This is a genomic window from Pseudomonas sp. KB_15 (genome assembly GCF_052114525.1).
In the GTDB taxonomy this organism is placed as follows: domain Bacteria; phylum Pseudomonadota; class Gammaproteobacteria; order Pseudomonadales; family Pseudomonadaceae; genus Aquipseudomonas.
Genome location: NZ_JBFREX010000001.1, coordinates 485,265 through 501,792, shown reverse-complemented (window position 1 = coordinate 501,792; position 16,528 = coordinate 485,265). Strand labels below are relative to the sequence as shown.

Here is a 16,528-nt window from a genome sequence, read left to right as displayed (position 1 = left end):
AAAAGGCCATGTCTGTAGCGGTGATTCAAATGGTCAGCCAGAGTGATGTGCTGGCCAATCTGGCCCAGGCCCGTCGACTGCTCGAACAAGCGGCTACAGGCGGTGCGAAACTGGCGGTATTGCCGGAAAATTTCGCCGCCATGGGCCGGCGCGACATTGCCGACATCGGGCGCGCTGAAGCATTGGGCGAAGGCCCGATCCTGCCCTGGTTGAAACAGACCGCGCGTGACCTCAAGTTATGGATTGTGGCCGGCACATTGCCGTTGCCGCCGGTGGATCAGCCGACGGCCAAAGTGCATGCCTGTTCGTTGCTGGTCGATGACCAGGGCCAAACGGTGGCGCGCTACGACAAGCTGCACCTGTTCGACGTGGACGTGGGGGACAATCGTGGCCGTTATCGTGAATCCGATGACTATGCTTATGGCAACGGGGTGGTCGTGGCGGACACACCCGTCGGTCGGGTTGGCCTGACGGTCTGCTATGACCTGCGCTTTCCCGAGCTGTACAGCGAATTGCGCGCTGCCGGCGCGGAACTGATTACCGCCCCCTCGGCGTTCACGGCGGTGACCGGCGCGGCGCACTGGGATGTGCTGATTCGAGCGCGGGCCATCGAGACGCAATGTTACGTACTCGCGGCTGCCCAGGGCGGGACGCATCCGGGGCCAAGGGAAACCTTTGGCCATGCCGCCATCGTCGACCCGTGGGGGCGTGTGCTGGCGCAACAGGATCAAGGCGAGGCCGTGCTGCTGGCCGAACGCGACAGCAGCGAACAGGCGTCCATCCGGGCGCGGATGCCGGTGTCCAGTCACCGGCGCTTTTTCTCGCAGGGCGCCCAGCGACCTGCATCAGAACGACGAATTTAAGGCGTAAAGCATATGAGCGAGTTGTTGTCCTCAGTCAGTGAACACCTGCTGGCGCCCGGTGGCGTCACGATCGAGAGCTTGCAAGGCGTGCTCGGCGATCTGGCCGGGCCCGGCATCGATGCCGCCGACCTGTATTTCCAGGGGCAGATCTCCGAGTCCTGGGCGCTGGAAGACGGCATCGTCAAGGAAGGCAGTTTCAACCTTGACCAGGGTGTGGGCGTGCGTGCGCAATCGGGTGAAAAAACCGGTTTCGCCTACAGCAATGCCATTACTCTCGAAGCCCTGGGCGCGGCGGCGCGTGCCGCCCGTTCGATTTCCCGGGCCGGGCAGCATGGCACCGTGCAGGCGTTCACCAGCCAGGATGTCGCGCAGTTGTATGCGCCGGACAATCCGCTGGAAGTGCTGACCCGCGCCGAGAAAGTCGATTTGCTCAAGCGAATCGACGCGGCGACCCGCGCCCTCGACCCACGTATCCAGCAAGTCACCGTGAGCATGGCCGGTGTCTGGGAGCGGATTCTGGTGGCTTCCACCGACGGCGGGCTGGCGGCGGATGTGCGGCCGCTGGTGCGTTTCAACGTCAGTGTGATCGTCGAGCAGAACGGTCGCCGCGAGCGCGGCGGTCACGGTGGTGGCGGTCGGACCGATTATCGCTATTTCCTCGGCGAAGACCGCGCCATGGGTTATGCCCGCGAAGCGTTGCGTCAGGCACTGGTCAACCTCGAAGCGATCCCGGCACCGGCCGGCACGTTGCCGGTGGTGCTCGGCTCCGGCTGGTCGGGCGTGCTGCTGCACGAAGCGGTCGGCCATGGTCTGGAAGGCGACTTCAACCGCAAGGGCAGTTCGGCTTATAGCGGGCGCATGGGCGAGATGGTTGCGTCCAGTCTGTGCACCATTGTCGATGACGGCACCCTGGCCGGTCGCCGTGGCTCTTTGAGCGTCGATGACGAAGGCACGCCGACCGAGTGCACCACGCTGATCGAAAACGGTGTACTCAAAGGCTACATGCAGGACAAGCTCAACGCCCGACTGATGGGCGTGGCGCGTACCGGCAACGGCCGTCGCGAATCCTACGCGCACCTGCCGATGCCGCGCATGACCAACACCTACATGCTCGCCGGTGAAAGCGACCCGGCGGAAATCATCGCTTCGGTGAAACGCGGCATCTACTGCGCCAACCTCGGTGGCGGTCAGGTGGACATCACCAGCGGCAAGTTCGTGTTCTCCACCAGCGAGGCGTACCTGATCGAAGACGGCAAGATCACTGCTCCGGTCAAAGGCGCGACCCTGATCGGCAACGGACCGGAAGCCATGAGCAAAGTGTCGATGGTCGGGAATGATCTGTCGCTGGACAGCGGCGTGGGCACGTGTGGCAAGGATGGGCAGTCGGTGCCGGTGGGTGTCGGCCAGCCAACGCTGAAGATAGATGCGATCACCGTGGGTGGCACGGGCGCTTGATGGAACGAGCTTCGGGTGAGTCGCGTCGCGACTCACCCGATTCGAGATTCAGCGCAGTCCGCGTTGAGTCTCGTCCAGCTCACGGATGTACTTGAAGATTTTACGGCTGGCAGCAGGAGGCTTGTTTTGCGCAACCTCATGCTGGGCCTGACGGATCAGAGAGCGCAGTTGCTGGCGATCCGCGTCGGGATATTCGACGACGAATTTTTCCAGTACGGCGTCGTCGCCGGCAATCAGACGATCGCGCCAGCGTTCCAGGTTATGGAAGCGTTCGTTGTACTGACGAGTGGAGGCATCGAGTTGATCGAGCAGAACCAGAATGGCGTCAGTGTCCTGATCGCGCATCAGTTTGCCGATGAACTGAAGGTGCCGTTTACGCGCGATGTTCGCGGTGTGCTTGGGCGCATCGGCCAGGGCCCGGCGCAATCCGTCGGTCAATGGCAGTTTGTTGAGCAAGTCAGGCTTGAGCGTTGTAAGGCGCTCGCCGAGGTCAACCAGAGCATGCAGCTCGCGTTTGACCTGGGATTTGCTTTTTTCTCCCGTATCGAGGGAGTCGTCGTAAGAATCAACCATGGTGGCAGTCCGCAAAGAAACGCCGCCATGATAACCAGTCGGGGGCCGCTTGTCCGGCCCGGTCGCTCGATGACCGTTACCGAAAGCAGAATTTGAGTGGAGAACAGCATGAGTGCAGTTGAAAGCGTCGGCCCACAAGCGTTGCCGGCACTGCAGGAACAAGTCGAGCAGATCATCGCTGAAGCCAGGCGTCAGGGCGCCAGTGCCTGTGAAGTGGCCGTCTCCCTGGAGCAGGGCCTGTCGACTTCGGTGCGTCAGCGTGAAGTCGAAACAGTCGAATTCAACCGTGATCAGGGTTTTGGCATCACCTTGTACGTCGGCCAGCGCAAAGGCTCGGCCAGCACCTCGGCCAGCGGTCCGGAGGCGATTCGCGAAACGGTTGCCGCTGCACTGGCTATCGCCAGGCACACCTCGGAAGACGAAGCCTCGGGCCTGGCGGATGCCGCGTTGATGGCCAGGGACTTGCAGGATTTCGACCTGTTTCACCAGTGGGACATCACTCCGGAGCAAGCCATCGAGCAGGCCCTGGCCTGTGAAGCCGCGGCGTTTGCCGCCGACAGCCGAATCAAGAACGCCGACGGCACCACCCTCAGCACCCATCAGGGCTGCCGCGTTTATGGCAACAGCCACGGCTTCATTGGCGGATACGCATCGACTCGTCACAGCTTGAGCTGCGTGATGATCGCCGAAGCGGACGGCCAGATGCAGCGTGATTACTGGTACGACGTGAACCGCCAGGGCAATTTGCTGGCCGACCCGGTCAGTATCGGACAGCGAGCTGCGCAACGGGCGGCGAGCCGTCTGGGAGCGCGTCCGGTGCCGACCTGCGAGGTGCCGGTGCTGTTTTCCGCAGAGTTGGCCGGCGGCTTGTTCGGCAGCTTCCTGTCGGCGATTTCCGGCGGCAGCCTGTACCGCAAGTCATCGTTCCTTGAAGGCACGCTGGGGCAGAAGCTGTTTCCGGAGTGGCTGACCATTGACGAGCGTCCGCATCTGATGCAGGCATTGGGCAGTGCGGCGTTCGATGGCGATGGCCTGGCAACCTACGCCAAACCGTTCGTCGAAAAAGGCGAATTGGTGTCCTACATCCTCGGCACCTACTCCGGCCGCAAACTCGGAATGCCGAGCACGGCCAACGCCGGTGGCGTGCACAACCTGTTTGTCAGCCATGGCGATGAAGACCAGGCGGCCTTGCTGCGGCGCATGGGGCGCGGGCTGTTGGTCACCGAGTTGATGGGCCAGGGGCTGAACATGGTCACCGGCGATTACTCCCGGGGCGCGGCGGGTTACTGGGTCGAGAACGGCGAAATCCAGTTCGCGGTTCAGGAGGTGACCATCGCCGGCAACATGCGCGACATGTTCAAACAGATCATTGCGGTCGGTAATGACCTGGAGTTGCGCAGCAACATTCGCACCGGTTCGGTGCTGATCGAGCGGATGACGGTGGCGGGTAGCTAAGCTTTGCGCTAAACAAAAAAGGCGTGCCACCCATCGGGTGGTACGCCTTTTTTTGCGACTTGAATGGGGCCTGCAGGAGCACGGCTTGACGTTACTGGACGACGTTTACTCGCCTTCGTCGAAGAAGTTGTTGATCAACGCCACCAGCGCCTCCAGCGCTTCCTGTTCCTGCTCACCTTCTGTGCTCAAGTGGATCGTGGTGCCTTTGCCGGCGGCCAGCATCATCATCGCCATGATGCTTTTGCCATCAACCATGGACTCTGGTGTACGACCGGCCCGAATCTGGCACGGGAACTGACCTGCCACCCCAACGAATTTTGCAGAAGCGCGGGCATGCAGGCCCAGCTTGTTGATGATTTCGATTTCCAGAGCAGGCATCGCGGTGTGAATCCTTTAGCTGAGGTCGCGGTGGCGAACCTGGACGTTCTTCAGGGTTTTTTGCAGCGCCTGCCCCAAACGCTCGGTCAGGTAGACGGAGCGGTGATGTCCGCCAGTGCACCCAATGGCAATGGTGACGTAGGCGCGGTTGCTGGCGGCAAATCGAGGCAGCCACTTTAGCAGGTATGTGGAAATGTCCTGGAACATCTCTTCGACATCCGGCTGTGCCGCCAGATACTCGGCAACCGGTTGATCGAGCCCGGACTGCTCGCGCAATTCCGGTTTCCAGTAAGGGTTGGGCAGGCAACGCACATCGAACACCAGGTCGGCGTCCACCGGCATGCCACGCTTGAACCCGAAGGACTCCACCAGGAACGCAGTCCCCGGCTCGGGCTGATTCAACAGGCGCAGTTTGATGGCGTCGCGCAGCTGGTACAGGTTCAGGCTGGTGGTGTTGATCTTGAGATCGGCGAGGTCGGCAATCGGCCCGAGCAGGACACTTTCAACGTTGATGGCTTCGGCCAGCGAGCGGTTGGCGTTGGTCAGGGGGTGACGTCGGCGGGTTTCCGAGAAGCGCTTGAGCAGGGTTTCTTCATCGGCGTCCAGGTACAGGACATCGCACTGGATGTGGCGGCTGCGGACTTCTTCGAGCAGGTCGGGGAAGCGTGACAGGTGGCTGGGCAGGTTGCGGGCGTCAATGGAAACGGCGACCAGCGGCTGCATTAGCTCGGTATGAATCAATGCTCGTTCGGCCAGTTCCGGCAGCAGACCGGCAGGCAGATTGTCGATGCAGTAGTAGCCGTTGTCCTCAAGAACGTTGAGGGCGGTACTTTTACCTGAGCCGGAACGGCCACTGACGATGATCAAGCGCATGATTACTGACCGTTTTGCTCGTCCAGGACAACCTGATACAGGGCTTCATTGCTCGGAGCGCTGCGCAGTTTTTCGCGCACGTCCTTGCGGTCGAGCATGCTGGCAATCTGTCGCAGCAGCTCAAGGTGCGCATCGGTAGCGGCTTCCGGGACCAGCAGTACGAACAGCAGGTCAACCGGTGCGCCGTCGATGGCGTCAAAATCGATTGGGGCGTCCAGGTGCATCAATGCACTGATGGGCGAAACACAGCCCTTGAGACGGCAATGGGGAATAGCGATGCCGTTGCCAAAACCGGTGGAGCCGAGTTTTTCACGGGCAATCAGCGCCTCGAAGACATCTTGCATCTCCAGAGCCGGCACTTCGCGGGCGATCAGATTGGCAATTTGTTCGAGGGCTTTCTTTTTACTGCCGCCCGGCACGTTCACCAGGGAACGGCCGGGGGTCAGGATACTTTCAAGTCGGATCATGGGTTGGGAGTGTTAACGACCGGTTGCGCCCTGAAGGAGGCTCTGGGTCTTTTCCTTATGCTTTTTGAGTTGTTTATCCAGCTTGTCGGTGAGTGCGTCGATCGCAGCGTACATATCGGTATGTTCCGCGTTTGCGACCACTTCATTCCCGGGAATATGCAGCGTGGCTTCGATTTTCTGCTTCAGTTTTTCGACGGTCATCGTGACCTGCACATTAGTGATCTTGTCGAAATGTCGCTCCAATCGTTCGAGTTTTTCGCCGATGTAGGTGCGAAGAGGTTCGGTCACTTCCAGTTGGTGTCCACTGATGTTGACTTGCATACAGCTTCTCCTTCGTTGCCAGTGCATAAAGCGGTAGACCAGATGATCTACCACTGGAACGCTGTGGCGTGGCCCTACATCAACCGCTTGCGTTCGCTCGAAGGCGCGATCCCGAGGGATTCGCGGTACTTGGCGACGGTGCGGCGAGCCACCTGAATGCCTTGTGCCTCCAGTAAACCAGCGATCTTGCTGTCACTCAACGGCTTTTTCTGATTTTCCGCAGCAACCAGTTTTTTGATGATCGCGCGGATCGCCGTGGACGAGCATTCGCCGCCTTCGGAGGTGCTTACGTGACTGGAGAAAAAGTATTTCAGTTCATAAATGCCCCGGGGGGTGTGCATGAACTTCTGGGTGGTCACCCGTGAAATCGTCGACTCATGCATGCCGACCGCTTCGGCGATGTCATGCAGGACCAGGGGCTTCATGGCTTCGTCGCCATACTCGAGGAAACCGCGCTGATGCTCGACGATCTGGGTGGCCACCTTCATCAGGGTTTCATTACGGCTTTGCAGGCTCTTGATGAACCAGCGGGCCTCCTGCAACTGATTGCGCATGAACGTGTTGTCGGCGCTGGTGTCGGCGCGGCGCACGAATCCGGCGTACTGGGCGTTGACCCGCAGCCGTGGCACTGACTCCTGATTCAGCTCCACCAGCCAGCGCTCATTGTCCTTGCGCACGATAACGTCAGGAACGACATACTCGGCTTCGGCGGACTCGATCTGAGAGCCCGGGCGCGGATTGAGGCTCTGGACCAGTTCGATCACCTGGCGCAGTTCATCTTCCTTGAGCTTCATGCGGCGCATCAACTGGCTGTAGTCGCGGCTGCCAAGCAGGTCGATGTAATCGGTGACCAGGCGCTTGGCCTCGGCCAGCCAAGGGGTTTTGGCGGGCAGCTGGCGCAATTGCAGCAGCAGGCATTCGCCCAGGTTGCGGGCGCCGATGCCGGCGGGCTCGAATTGCTGGATGCGGTGCAGGACGGCTTCGATTTCGTCCAGTTCGATGTCCAGTTCCGGATCGAAGGCTTCGAGGATTTCCTCGAGGGTTTCGTCCAGGTAGCCCTGATTGTTGATGCAGTCGATCAGGGTCACGGCGATCAGGCGATCGGTGTCGGACATCGGGGCCAGGTTCAGTTGCCACAGCAAGTGGCTTTGCAGGCTTTCGCCGGCCGAGGTGCGGGTGGTGAAGTCCCACTCGTCATCATCGTTGCTGGGCAGGCTGCTGGCGCTGGTCTGGTAAACGTCTTCCCACGCGGTGTCGACGGGGAGTTCGTTGGGGATGCGCTCGTTCCAGTCGCCCTCATCGAGGCTGTCAACCGTCGGGGCGCTTTCCTGGTAAGAGGGTTCCTGGATGTCAGTATTGGGCTTTTGTTCGGTATTGTCGGCCAAGGGGTCGGAATTGTCGAAGTCGTCGCCTTCTTCCTGGCGTTCGAGCATCGGATTGGACTCCAGGGCCTCCTGGATTTCCTGTTGCAGGTCCAGGGTCGACAATTGGAGCAGGCGGATGGCCTGTTGCAGCTGCGGTGTCATCGTCAGCTGCTGGCCCATTCTCAAGACTAGCGATGGTTTCATGGCAGGGGCTTAACACCTTATTCGCCGGCGCACATGCGCCATCCACTACAGGGCGCCGAGGCGCCAAACATAAGCAAATTATATGCCTGAAACTGAAGTGTTTGCCTAGACCACTGTAACAATAAAAAATTGTTGATTTTTATCGTTACCGCGGTCTGGCATCCGCCATGACTGCTTCAGCGCTTACAGGCGGAACTCATGGCCCAGGTACACTTCCTTGACCAGGCTGTTGGCCAGGATGGTTTCGGCGTCACCTTCGGCGATCAACTGGCCGTCGTTGACGATATAGGCCGTTTCGCAGATATCCAGGGTTTCACGGACGTTGTGGTCGGTGATCAGCACGCCAATGCCTTTGGCCTTGAGGTGGTAGATGATCTGTTTGATATCGCCAACCGAAATCGGGTCGACACCGGCGAAGGGTTCGTCGAGGAGGATGAATTTCGGATTGGTGGCCAGGGCGCGGGCGATTTCCACGCGACGGCGCTCACCTCCGGACAGGCTCATGCCGAGGTTGTCGCGGATGTGGCTGATGTGGAATTCCTGCAGCAGACTTTCCAGTTCTTTGCGACGACCGGCCTTGTCGAGTTCCTTGCGGGTCTCGAGGATGGCCATGATGTTGTCGGCCACCGACAGTTTGCGGAAGATCGATGCTTCCTGCGGCAGGTAGCCGATACCGGCCTTTGCCCGGCCGTGCATCGGCTGGTGGCTGACGTCCAGGTCGTCGATCAGGACGCGGCCCTGGTCGGCCTGTACCAGGCCAACGATCATGTAGAAGCAGGTGGTCTTGCCGGCGCCGTTCGGGCCAAGCAGGCCGACGATCTGGCCGCTGTCGATGGACAGGCTGACGTCGCGCACGACCTGGCGGCTCTTGTAGCTCTTGGCCAGATGCTGAGCTTTCAGAGTTGCCATTACTGGGCCTTATTCTCGTCGGTTTTCTTCTTCGGCTGGATCACCATGTCGATACGCGGACGTGCCTCGGTGACCTTGCTGCCCGTAGCGCGACCGGCGCTGGCGAGCTTCTTGACCGTGTCGTAGACGATTTTCTCGCCTTGGGTGACGTTGTTGTCCTTGTCGACAACTTTTGCCTTGTCAATCAGCACGACCCGGTTTTGTGCCGCGTGATACTGGATGGTCACGCCCCAGCCCTGAACGGGTTTGGTATCGCCAGCGGTCTGCAGTTGCTCGAAGTACGCCAGGTTGCCCACCGAGGTCACTACGTCGATGTCGCCGGTCGGGGTACGGGTGATGGTCACGGTGTTGCCGGTCACCTTCATCGAGCCTTGGGTGATGATCACATCACCCTTATAGGTAGCAATACCTTGCTTGTCGTCCAGTTGGGCATCGTCGGCCTGAATGCGGATAGGCTGCTGTTGATCTTCCGGTAGAGCCCAGGCGCTCACGCTTCCCAGTGCTGCGCCCAGACTGAGCAAAATCGGGAGGGTTTTAACGAGCCTCATACTGTCCTCTTACGTTCGATAGCAGGTGTATCCTGCTTTCTTTCAAATACGCCTTCATTCCCTTGCCAGTCGATACACCGCCAGCGCCGTCGATTCTAACGTCTTGCTCGGTCTGCGCATATTGCTGCTGCGGGAACACGGTCATGCGGGTGCTGGTGATCAGGGTTTTACGGTTTTTCTCGTCGAAGCGCGTGATACGCACGTCATCGATCAGCTCGACCTGTGTGCCGTCAGGGTTGACCTCGCCGTGCAGGCTCTGGACGTGCCACGGAAATTCAGTGCCGCGGAACACATTCAGGTCGGGGTTGGTCAGCAATGTCACCTCGGTCGCCTTCAGGTGCTCGACCTTGTCGGACACCAGATCATATTGCAGCTTGCCGTCCGGCAGGTACTGCACGCTGTGGGCGTTGATAGCGTAATAGTCGATCGCGCTTTCATCGACCGGCGTTACCGGCTTGTCGAGGAAGCGTTCCGGGCTGATGTTCCAGTAGCCAACCGCGGCGAATATCGCCGCGATGCAACTGAACAGCAGGGTGTTGCGAAACTTTTTGCTCAGCATAGTGGGCTCACAGGTACGCTGCATTGGCCGCATCGAGGCGGTCCTGGGCGCGCAGGATCAATTCGCAGAATTCGCGAGCGGCACCTTCGCCGCCACGGGCGAGGGTGATGCCGTGAGCGTTTTCACGCACGAAACTGGCAGCATTGGCCACCGCCATGCCCAGGCCGACACGGCGAATCACCGGCAGGTCCGGCAGGTCGTCGCCGAGGTAAGCCACCTGTTCATAGCTCAGGTTGAGCTGGGCCAGTAGTTCGTCGAGTACCACCAGTTTGTCTTCGCGCCCCTGATACAGGTGCGGGATGCCGAGGTTCCTGGCTCGCCGCTCGACCACCGGGGTCTTGCGGCCACTGATGATGGCGGTCTGTACGCCGGCGGCCATCAGCATCTTGATGCCCTGACCGTCGAGTGTGTTGAACGTCTTGAATTCACTGCCGTCTTCGAGGAAGTACAGGCGCCCATCGGTCAGCACGCCATCGACATCGAACACCGCCAGCTTGATCTGTTTGCCGCGTTGCAGCAGGTCCGCACTCATTACATTACTCCTGCACGCAGCAAGTCGTGCATGTTCAAGGCGCCGACCGGGCGGTCTTCTCTGTCGACCACGACCAGTGCGTTGATTTTATGGTCTTCCATGATTTTCAGCGCTTCGGCGGCGAGCATTTCGGCGCGGGCTGTCTTGCCGTGTGCAGTCATGACCTGGTCGATAGTAGCGCTATGGATGTCGATGCTACGGTCCAGCGTGCGACGCAAGTCACCGTCGGTAAAGATCCCGGCCAGCTTTCCATCGGCTTCCAGAATCACGGTCATGCCCAGGCCTTTGCGGGTCATTTCCATTAGCGCGTCCTTCAACAGGGTGCCGCGCTGTACCTGCGGCAGCTCTTGCCCGGCGTGCATGACATTTTCCACTTTCAGCAGCAGACGTCGGCCCAGGGCGCCGCCGGGATGGGAAAAGGCAAAGTCTTCGGCAGTAAAACCACGGGCTTCCAGCAGCGCGACGGCCAGGGCGTCGCCCATGACCAGTGCGGCGGTGGTCGACGAGGTGGGTGCCAGGTTCAACGGGCAGGCCTCGTGCTCGACGTGAACATTCAGGTTGACCTCGGCGGCCTTGGCCAGCGCGGAGTCAGGGTTGCCGGTCACGCTGATCAACTGAATGCCCAGGCGCTTGATCAGTGGCAGCAGGGTAACGATTTCATTGGTGGAGCCGGAGTTCGAGAGCGCCAGAATGATGTCGTCGCGGGTAATCATGCCCATGTCGCCGTGGCTGGCTTCAGCCGGGTGCACAAAAAATGCCGTGGTGCCGGTGCTGGCCAGGGTCGCGGCAATCTTGTTGCCGATGTGCCCCGACTTGCCCATGCCGACCACGACCACGCGGCCTTTGCTGGCCAGAATCATCTCGCAAGCGCGTACGAAATCTGCGTCGAGATGGGGTAGCAGGCCTTGCACGGCTTCTACCTCGAGGCGGATGGTGCGTTGTGCTGATTGAATCAGGTCGCTGGATTGGCTCATGTCAGAAATCGTATAGCCTGATGAAAAGGCGGCGATTATAGCGGTTATGATCGAATCCCTCACGCAAGTTCGTCGTGCATTGTCAGTCCCTGTTGCCGGAAACCTTCTAAATGGGGCTTTCAAGCTGTAGTGCAGTTGAATATGACCCGGCTTTGGCCTTGGGCGCGCAGCCTTTGCAGTGATATAGTTCGCCGCCAGTTCGGCCTGCCCGGGAGGTATGTGCTTTCGTCAGAAAGCCAGGCGTCCGAGTGAGAGGCTGCATCGCAAGGAGATTAGATGAGTGCCGATAACGCCTACGCGGTCGAGCTGAAGGGACTGTCCTTCAAGCGCGGTGCGCGCAGCATTTTCAACAATGTCGATATCCGTATACCACGCGGCAAGGTCACCGGCATCATGGGGCCTTCCGGGTGTGGCAAGACCACGCTTTTGCGTCTGATGGGCGCCCAGCTGCGGCCCACCAAGGGCGAAGTCTGGGTCAACGGTCAGAATCTGCCAAAACTGTCGCGCAGCGACCTGTTCGATGCGCGCAAGCATATGGGCGTGCTGTTTCAGAGCGGCGCACTGTTTACCGACCTCGATGTCTTCGAGAACGTCGCTTTTCCGCTGCGGGTTCACACGCAACTGCCGGAAGAAATGATCCGCGACATCGTCCTGCTCAAGCTGCAGGCCGTGGGCTTGCGTGGCGCCATCGAACTGATGCCCGATGAGCTTTCCGGCGGCATGAAGCGCCGTGTTGCGCTGGCCCGGGCGATTGCTCTCGATCCACAGATACTCATGTACGACGAGCCCTTTGTCGGCCAGGACCCCATCGCAATGGGCGTTCTGGTGCGCCTGATCCGGTTGCTCAACGATGCGCTGGGCATCACCAGCATCGTGGTATCCCACGATCTGGCAGAGACCGCGAGCATTGCCGATTACATTTATGTGGTGGGCGATGGTCAGGTATTGGGGCAGGGCACGCCGGACGAACTGATGAATTCGGATGAGCCGCGTATCCGTCAATTCATGACCGGCGAACCCGATGGCCCGGTTCCGTACCACTTTCCAGCGACGGATTACCGCGCAGATCTTCTGGGGAAGCGCTGATGCGCAGAATTTCATTGATAGAACGCGTGCGCCGCTTCGGCCAGGCCGGCATCGATGCGCTGGCGGTGTTCGGGCGTTCGAGTTTGTTCCTGTTCCATGCCTTGCTCGGCCGGGGCGGTATCGGTGGCGGCTTCGGGCTGCTGGTCAAGCAGTTGCATTCGGTGGGTGTGATGTCCCTGGTGATCATCGTGGTCTCCGGGGTATTCATCGGCATGGTGCTGGCGCTGCAGGGTTTCAACATTCTTTCCAGCTATGGTTCAGAGCAGGCTGTCGGGCAGATGGTTGCCCTGACGCTGCTGCGTGAGCTGGGGCCGGTGGTGACCGCCTTGCTGTTCGCCGGGCGCGCAGGTTCCGCGTTGACCGCCGAAATCGGCAACATGAAGTCCACCGAGCAGTTGTCCAGCCTGGAAATGATCGGGGTCGACCCGCTCAAGTACATCATTGCGCCACGCCTGTGGGCCGGTTTCATTTCCCTGCCGGTGCTGGCGATGATTTTCAGCGTGGTGGGTATCTGGGGCGGCTCGTGGGTAGCTGTCGACTGGCTGGGGGTCTATGAAGGCTCCTACTGGTCGAACATGCAGAACAGCGTGACGTTCACTGAGGATGTGCTCAACGGGATCATCAAAAGTATCGTCTTTGCCTTTGTCGTGACCTGGATCGCCGTATTCCAAGGCTATGACTGCGAACCCACTTCCGAGGGGATCAGTCGTGCCACTACCAAGACCGTTGTGTATGCCTCGTTGGCAGTACTCGGCCTGGACTTTATTCTGACCGCCTTGATGTTTGGAGATTTCTGATGCAAAACCGCACCCTGGAAATCGGTGTCGGCCTTTTCTTGCTGGCTGGCATCCTGGCTTTGCTCTTGTTGGCGTTGCGGGTCAGTGGCCTGTCCCCGACTCCGAGCACCGACACGTATAAACTTTACGCCTACTTCGACAATATCGCCGGTTTGACTGTCAGAGCAAAGGTGACCATGGCCGGTGTGACCATCGGCAAGGTCACGGCCATCGATCTGGATCGCGACAGTTTCACCGGTCGGGTGACCATGCAGCTGGAAAAACGCATCGATAATCTGCCTGCGGACTCTACTGCATCTATCCTGACCGCTGGCCTGTTGGGCGAGAAGTACATCGGTATCAGCGTCGGCGGGGAAGATACCCTGCTCAAGGATGGTGGAACCATCCATGACACGCAGTCATCGCTGGTGCTCGAAGACCTGATCGGTAAATTCCTGCTCAATACCGTTAGCAAAGAAGCTAAATGAGGAACTTTTAAATGATCTCTACCTTGCGACGTGGCCTGTTGGTAATGCTCGCGGTGTTTCCGTTGGTGTCTCATGCCGTAGCGTCGCCTTCGGCGCACGAACTGGTGCAGGACACAACCAACCGTATGCTCGCGGATCTGGCGGCAAACAAAGAGAAGTACAAGAAGGACCCGCAGGACTTCTATACGGCGCTGAACAACATCGTCGGGCCGGTTGTGGATGCCGAGGGTATTTCCAAGAGCATCATGACGGTCAAATACTCGAAGAAAGCTACGCCTGCGCAGATGAAGACCTTCGAAGAAAACTTCAAGAAGGGTCTGTTCCAGTTCTATGGCAATGCCTTGCTGGAGTACAACAACCAGGGCATTACCGTTGAACCTGCCAAGGACGAGTCGGGCGACCGTACCAGCGTTGGCATGACCGTCAAGGGCAGCAGCGGCTCGATCTATCCAGTGTCCTACACGCTGGAAAAGATCAACGGCGAGTGGAAGCTGCGTAACGTCATCATCAACGGCATCAACATCGGCAAGCTGTTCCGCGATCAGTTCGCCGATGCGATGCAGCGCAATGGCAACGACCTGGACAAGACCATCAATGGTTGGGCCGGGGAAGTCGCCAAGGCCAAGGAAGCCACCGACAAGAAGCCAGAGCAGTCAGCCCAATGAGTGAGTCGGCAGTCCAGATGGACGAAGCGGGCGAACTGCGACTCAGTGGAGTGCTGGATTACCGCACCGGCCCTGGCCTGCGCGAGCAGGGCAAGGCGCTGATCAAGGCCAGCAAGGCTGCGGCGCTGGTGGTCGATTGCTCGGCGGTGACCAAGTCCAGCAGTGTCGGTTTGTCGTTGCTGCTGTGCTTCATCCGCGATGCGCAGGCGGCCGGCAAGGCCCTGAGCATCCGCGGGATGCCGGACGACATGCGTGAAATCGCTCAGGTCAGCGAGATGACCGGGCTATTGGCGCATCCCTGAACCGCATCTATAAAGAAGCCCCCCGTCAGAGTCCTGTGATTGCGGGGTTCGCAGGCGCGGGGCTTTTTTGTATGATGTCCGACCCGCGCGCACAGGGCGCCGATTGAGGTTGAGCATGCAGGCCGTAGAAGTGAAGAGCTTCCTTGAAGGAAAGCTGCCAGGAATTCAGGTAGAAGTTGAAGGCGAAGGCTGCAATTTCCAGCTGAACGTGATTAGCGATGAACTGGCGGCATTGAGCCCGGTCAAGCGTCAGCAGCAGGTCTATGCCCATTTGAACCCGTGGATCGTCGATGGCAGCATCCATGCGGTCACTATGAAATTTTTCAGCAGCGCGGCCTGGGCCGAGCGCACCTGAGCCCAAGGGCGTCGAGATTCTTATGGATAAATTGATTATTACCGGTGGCGTTCGTCTTGATGGCGAAATCCGCATCTCCGGGGCAAAGAACTCTGCCCTGCCGATCCTGGCTGCCACTTTGCTGTGCGATGGCCCGGTGACCGTGGCCAACCTGCCGCACCTGCACGACATCACGACCATGATCGAGCTGTTCGGCCGCATGGGCATTGAACCGGTGATCGACGAGAAACTCGCCGTTGAAATCGACCCGCGCACCATCAAGACCCTGGTCGCACCGTACGAACTGGTTAAAACCATGCGTGCGTCGATTCTGGTGCTGGGCCCGATGGTTGCCCGTTTCGGTGAAGCCGAAGTCGCCTTGCCTGGCGGTTGCGCCATCGGTTCGCGTCCGGTTGACCTGCACATCCGCGGCCTGGAAGCCATGGGCGCGGTCATTGACGTCGAAGGCGGCTACATCAAGGCCAAGGCACCAGAAGGCGGCCTGCGCGGTGCGCACTTCTTCTTCGATACCGTCAGTGTGACCGGTACCGAAAACATCATGATGGCCGCAGCATTGGCCAAGGGTCGCAGCGTACTGCAGAACGCCGCTCGCGAGCCTGAAGTGGTCGACCTGGCGAACTTCCTGAATGCCATGGGTGCCAAGGTTTCCGGCGCTGGTACCGATACCATCACCATCGAAGGCGTCGAGCGTCTGCACACCACCACTTACAAAGTGATGCCCGACCGTATCGAAACCGGCACCTACCTGGTGGCGGCGGCGGTGACCGGTGGTCGTGTGAAGGTCAAGGATACGGATCCGACCATCCTCGAAGCCGTTCTGGAAAAACTCCGTGAGTCCGGTGCCGAAATCATTACCGGCGAAGACTGGATCGAGCTGAACATGCATGGCAAGCGGCCGAAAGCCGTCAACGTGCGGACCGCTCCGTACCCGGCGTTCCCGACTGACATGCAAGCACAGTTCATCTCCCTCAACGCCATTGCCGAAGGCACTGGCGCAGTGATCGAGACGATCTTCGAAAACCGCTTCATGCACGTCTACGAACTGCACCGCATGGGCGCCAAGATCCAGGTCGAAGGCAACACGGCAATCGTCACCGGCACCGAAAAACTCAAGGGCGCGCCAGTGATGGCGACCGACCTGCGTGCTTCGGCCAGCCTGGTGATCTCGGCCCTGATCGCCGAAGGCGACACCCTGATCGATCGCATCTACCACATAGACCGTGGCTACGAGTGCATCGAAGAAAAACTGCAGATGCTGGGCGCCAAGATCCGTCGCGTTCCGGGCTAGTACCTGCTGCATGGGCATAAGGACATGCCCGTTGATTTGTTGAAGTCGAGCCGTTTTCGGCTCGATGTGTGTCCGGCGCCATTTGCGACCGGG

Annotated in this window: 21 protein-coding genes; 10 read left to right on the top strand and 11 right to left on the bottom strand. The window is 59.6% G+C overall.

Features of this window, described 5'->3' with window-relative positions; all coding sequences use genetic code 11:
• The first annotated feature begins 8 nt into the window (after nt 1–8).
• A complete protein-coding gene (locus tag AB4Z35_RS02275; RefSeq protein WP_442095877.1) occupies nt 9–863 on the top strand; it encodes a carbon-nitrogen hydrolase family protein in 855 nt (284 codons plus the stop codon).
• Between the two features lie 12 nt (nt 864–875).
• Nucleotides 876–2,318: a metalloprotease TldD gene (gene tldD, locus AB4Z35_RS02270; RefSeq protein WP_007997600.1), complete on the top strand. Its 1,443-nt coding sequence runs from the start codon at nt 876–878 to the stop codon at nt 2,316–2,318.
• Nucleotides 2,319–2,366: 48 nt separating this feature from the next.
• Here the strand turns inward: tldD and yjgA are convergent, their stop codons facing one another.
• A complete protein-coding gene (gene yjgA, locus AB4Z35_RS02265) occupies nt 2,367–2,891 on the bottom strand; it encodes a ribosome biogenesis factor YjgA (protein ID WP_007986687.1) in 525 nt (174 codons plus the stop codon).
• A 108-nt stretch (nt 2,892–2,999) separates the two neighbouring features.
• On the opposite strand from yjgA, the gene pmbA reads away from it, so the two are divergent.
• Nucleotides 3,000–4,346, top strand: coding sequence for a metalloprotease PmbA (gene pmbA, locus AB4Z35_RS02260; RefSeq protein ID WP_442095876.1), 1,347 nt, complete (start codon nt 3,000–3,002; stop codon nt 4,344–4,346).
• A 105-nt stretch (nt 4,347–4,451) separates the two neighbouring features.
• On the opposite strand, the gene AB4Z35_RS02255 is transcribed toward pmbA, so the two are convergent.
• The 10 genes from AB4Z35_RS02255 to AB4Z35_RS02210 form a co-directional block, all read right to left on the bottom strand.
• A complete protein-coding gene (locus tag AB4Z35_RS02255; protein ID WP_102702543.1) occupies nt 4,452–4,724 on the bottom strand; it encodes an HPr family phosphocarrier protein in 273 nt (90 codons plus the stop codon).
• Between the two features lie 15 nt (nt 4,725–4,739).
• Entirely contained in the window at nt 4,740–5,597 is an 858-nt protein-coding gene (gene rapZ, locus AB4Z35_RS02250; RefSeq protein WP_108229137.1) for an RNase adapter RapZ, read from the bottom strand.
• A 2-nt stretch (nt 5,598–5,599) separates the two neighbouring features.
• Nucleotides 5,600–6,064: a PTS IIA-like nitrogen regulatory protein PtsN gene (gene ptsN, locus AB4Z35_RS02245; RefSeq protein WP_442095875.1), complete on the bottom strand. Its 465-nt coding sequence runs from the start codon at nt 6,062–6,064 to the stop codon at nt 5,600–5,602.
• Between the two features lie 12 nt (nt 6,065–6,076).
• A complete protein-coding gene (gene hpf, locus AB4Z35_RS02240) occupies nt 6,077–6,385 on the bottom strand; it encodes a ribosome hibernation-promoting factor, HPF/YfiA family (RefSeq protein WP_007941242.1) in 309 nt (102 codons plus the stop codon).
• 74 nt (nt 6,386–6,459) lie between these two features.
• Nucleotides 6,460–7,953, bottom strand: coding sequence for an RNA polymerase factor sigma-54 (locus AB4Z35_RS02235; RefSeq protein ID WP_033051987.1), 1,494 nt, complete (start codon nt 7,951–7,953; stop codon nt 6,460–6,462).
• 183 nt (nt 7,954–8,136) lie between these two features.
• Nucleotides 8,137–8,862, bottom strand: a complete 726-nt coding sequence (lptB, locus tag AB4Z35_RS02230) for an LPS export ABC transporter ATP-binding protein (protein WP_108229136.1) — start codon at nt 8,860–8,862, stop codon at nt 8,137–8,139.
• Nucleotides 8,862–9,410, bottom strand: a complete 549-nt coding sequence (gene lptA, locus AB4Z35_RS02225; protein WP_007986700.1) for a lipopolysaccharide transport periplasmic protein LptA — start codon at nt 9,408–9,410, stop codon at nt 8,862–8,864. Before lptA ends, lptB begins: the two co-directional genes overlap by 1 nt.
• Nucleotides 9,397–9,969 (bottom strand): LPS export ABC transporter periplasmic protein LptC, encoded by a 573-nt coding sequence (lptC, locus tag AB4Z35_RS02220; RefSeq protein ID WP_033052584.1) that lies wholly within the window; start codon nt 9,967–9,969, stop codon nt 9,397–9,399. Before lptC ends, lptA begins: the two co-directional genes overlap by 14 nt.
• Before the next feature lie 7 nt (nt 9,970–9,976).
• Nucleotides 9,977–10,501 carry a KdsC family phosphatase gene (locus AB4Z35_RS02215; protein ID WP_008001291.1) on the bottom strand — a complete coding sequence of 175 codons (525 nt, stop codon included), beginning with the start codon at nt 10,499–10,501 and terminating at the stop codon, nt 9,977–9,979.
• Entirely contained in the window at nt 10,501–11,475 is a 975-nt protein-coding gene (locus AB4Z35_RS02210) for a KpsF/GutQ family sugar-phosphate isomerase (RefSeq protein WP_008001293.1), read from the bottom strand. Before AB4Z35_RS02210 ends, AB4Z35_RS02215 begins: the two co-directional genes overlap by 1 nt.
• Before the next feature lie 276 nt (nt 11,476–11,751).
• Here AB4Z35_RS02210 and AB4Z35_RS02205 point away from each other — a divergent pair, with 276 nt between their 5' ends.
• From AB4Z35_RS02205 to murA, 7 genes are all read left to right on the top strand, one after another.
• Entirely contained in the window at nt 11,752–12,561 is an 810-nt protein-coding gene (locus tag AB4Z35_RS02205) for an ATP-binding cassette domain-containing protein (RefSeq protein ID WP_008001295.1), read from the top strand.
• Entirely contained in the window at nt 12,561–13,358 is a 798-nt protein-coding gene (gene mlaE, locus AB4Z35_RS02200; RefSeq protein ID WP_008001297.1) for a lipid asymmetry maintenance ABC transporter permease subunit MlaE, read from the top strand. The genes AB4Z35_RS02205 and mlaE overlap by 1 nt, the downstream gene beginning before the upstream one ends.
• The gene (gene mlaD / locus AB4Z35_RS02195) at nt 13,358–13,825 is read left to right on the top strand and encodes an outer membrane lipid asymmetry maintenance protein MlaD (protein ID WP_007970271.1); all 468 of its coding nucleotides are present in this window, start codon (nt 13,358–13,360) and stop codon (nt 13,823–13,825) included. The genes mlaE and mlaD overlap by 1 nt, the downstream gene beginning before the upstream one ends.
• A gap of 11 nt (nt 13,826–13,836) precedes the next feature.
• Nucleotides 13,837–14,490, top strand: coding sequence for an MlaC/ttg2D family ABC transporter substrate-binding protein (locus AB4Z35_RS02190; protein WP_008001300.1), 654 nt, complete (start codon nt 13,837–13,839; stop codon nt 14,488–14,490).
• On the top strand, nt 14,487–14,792 hold the full coding sequence (locus tag AB4Z35_RS02185; protein WP_442095874.1) for an STAS domain-containing protein: 306 nt from the start codon (nt 14,487–14,489) through the stop codon (nt 14,790–14,792). The genes AB4Z35_RS02190 and AB4Z35_RS02185 overlap by 4 nt, the downstream gene beginning before the upstream one ends.
• Before the next feature lie 115 nt (nt 14,793–14,907).
• A complete protein-coding gene (locus AB4Z35_RS02180) occupies nt 14,908–15,147 on the top strand; it encodes a BolA family protein (protein ID WP_007986714.1) in 240 nt (79 codons plus the stop codon).
• Between the two features lie 22 nt (nt 15,148–15,169).
• Nucleotides 15,170–16,435, top strand: a complete 1,266-nt coding sequence (gene murA, locus AB4Z35_RS02175) for a UDP-N-acetylglucosamine 1-carboxyvinyltransferase (protein ID WP_442095873.1) — start codon at nt 15,170–15,172, stop codon at nt 16,433–16,435.
• Nucleotides 16,436–16,528: the final 93 nt, after the last annotated feature.

Coding starts and splice junctions, on each gene's coding strand:
- AB4Z35_RS02255 (WP_102702543.1), bottom strand. CDS start 4,724: ATGCCTGCTCTGGAAATCGAAATCATCAACAAGCTGGGCCTGCATGCC.
- ptsN (WP_442095875.1), bottom strand. CDS start 6,064: ATGATCCGACTTGAAAGTATCCTGACCCCCGGCCGTTCCCTGGTGAAC.
- AB4Z35_RS02275 (WP_442095877.1), top strand. CDS start 9: ATGTCTGTAGCGGTGATTCAAATGGTCAGCCAGAGTGATGTGCTGGCC.
- lptB (WP_108229136.1), bottom strand. CDS start 8,862: ATGGCAACTCTGAAAGCTCAGCATCTGGCCAAGAGCTACAAGAGCCGC.
- hpf (WP_007941242.1), bottom strand. CDS start 6,385: ATGCAAGTCAACATCAGTGGACACCAACTGGAAGTGACCGAACCTCTT.
- murA (WP_442095873.1), top strand. CDS start 15,170: ATGGATAAATTGATTATTACCGGTGGCGTTCGTCTTGATGGCGAAATC.
- AB4Z35_RS02235 (WP_033051987.1), bottom strand. CDS start 7,953: ATGAAACCATCGCTAGTCTTGAGAATGGGCCAGCAGCTGACGATGACA.
- AB4Z35_RS02180 (WP_007986714.1), top strand. CDS start 14,908: ATGCAGGCCGTAGAAGTGAAGAGCTTCCTTGAAGGAAAGCTGCCAGGA.
- rapZ (WP_108229137.1), bottom strand. CDS start 5,597: ATGCGCTTGATCATCGTCAGTGGCCGTTCCGGCTCAGGTAAAAGTACC.
- pmbA (WP_442095876.1), top strand. CDS start 3,000: ATGAGTGCAGTTGAAAGCGTCGGCCCACAAGCGTTGCCGGCACTGCAG.
- AB4Z35_RS02190 (WP_008001300.1), top strand. CDS start 13,837: ATGATCTCTACCTTGCGACGTGGCCTGTTGGTAATGCTCGCGGTGTTT.
- AB4Z35_RS02215 (WP_008001291.1), bottom strand. CDS start 10,501: ATGAGTGCGGACCTGCTGCAACGCGGCAAACAGATCAAGCTGGCGGTG.
- AB4Z35_RS02185 (WP_442095874.1), top strand. CDS start 14,487: ATGAGTGAGTCGGCAGTCCAGATGGACGAAGCGGGCGAACTGCGACTC.
- yjgA (WP_007986687.1), bottom strand. CDS start 2,891: ATGGTTGATTCTTACGACGACTCCCTCGATACGGGAGAAAAAAGCAAA.
- AB4Z35_RS02210 (WP_008001293.1), bottom strand. CDS start 11,475: ATGAGCCAATCCAGCGACCTGATTCAATCAGCACAACGCACCATCCGC.
- mlaE (WP_008001297.1), top strand. CDS start 12,561: ATGCGCAGAATTTCATTGATAGAACGCGTGCGCCGCTTCGGCCAGGCC.
- lptA (WP_007986700.1), bottom strand. CDS start 9,410: ATGAGGCTCGTTAAAACCCTCCCGATTTTGCTCAGTCTGGGCGCAGCA.
- tldD (WP_007997600.1), top strand. CDS start 876: ATGAGCGAGTTGTTGTCCTCAGTCAGTGAACACCTGCTGGCGCCCGGT.
- AB4Z35_RS02205 (WP_008001295.1), top strand. CDS start 11,752: ATGAGTGCCGATAACGCCTACGCGGTCGAGCTGAAGGGACTGTCCTTC.
- mlaD (WP_007970271.1), top strand. CDS start 13,358: ATGCAAAACCGCACCCTGGAAATCGGTGTCGGCCTTTTCTTGCTGGCT.
- lptC (WP_033052584.1), bottom strand. CDS start 9,969: ATGCTGAGCAAAAAGTTTCGCAACACCCTGCTGTTCAGTTGCATCGCG.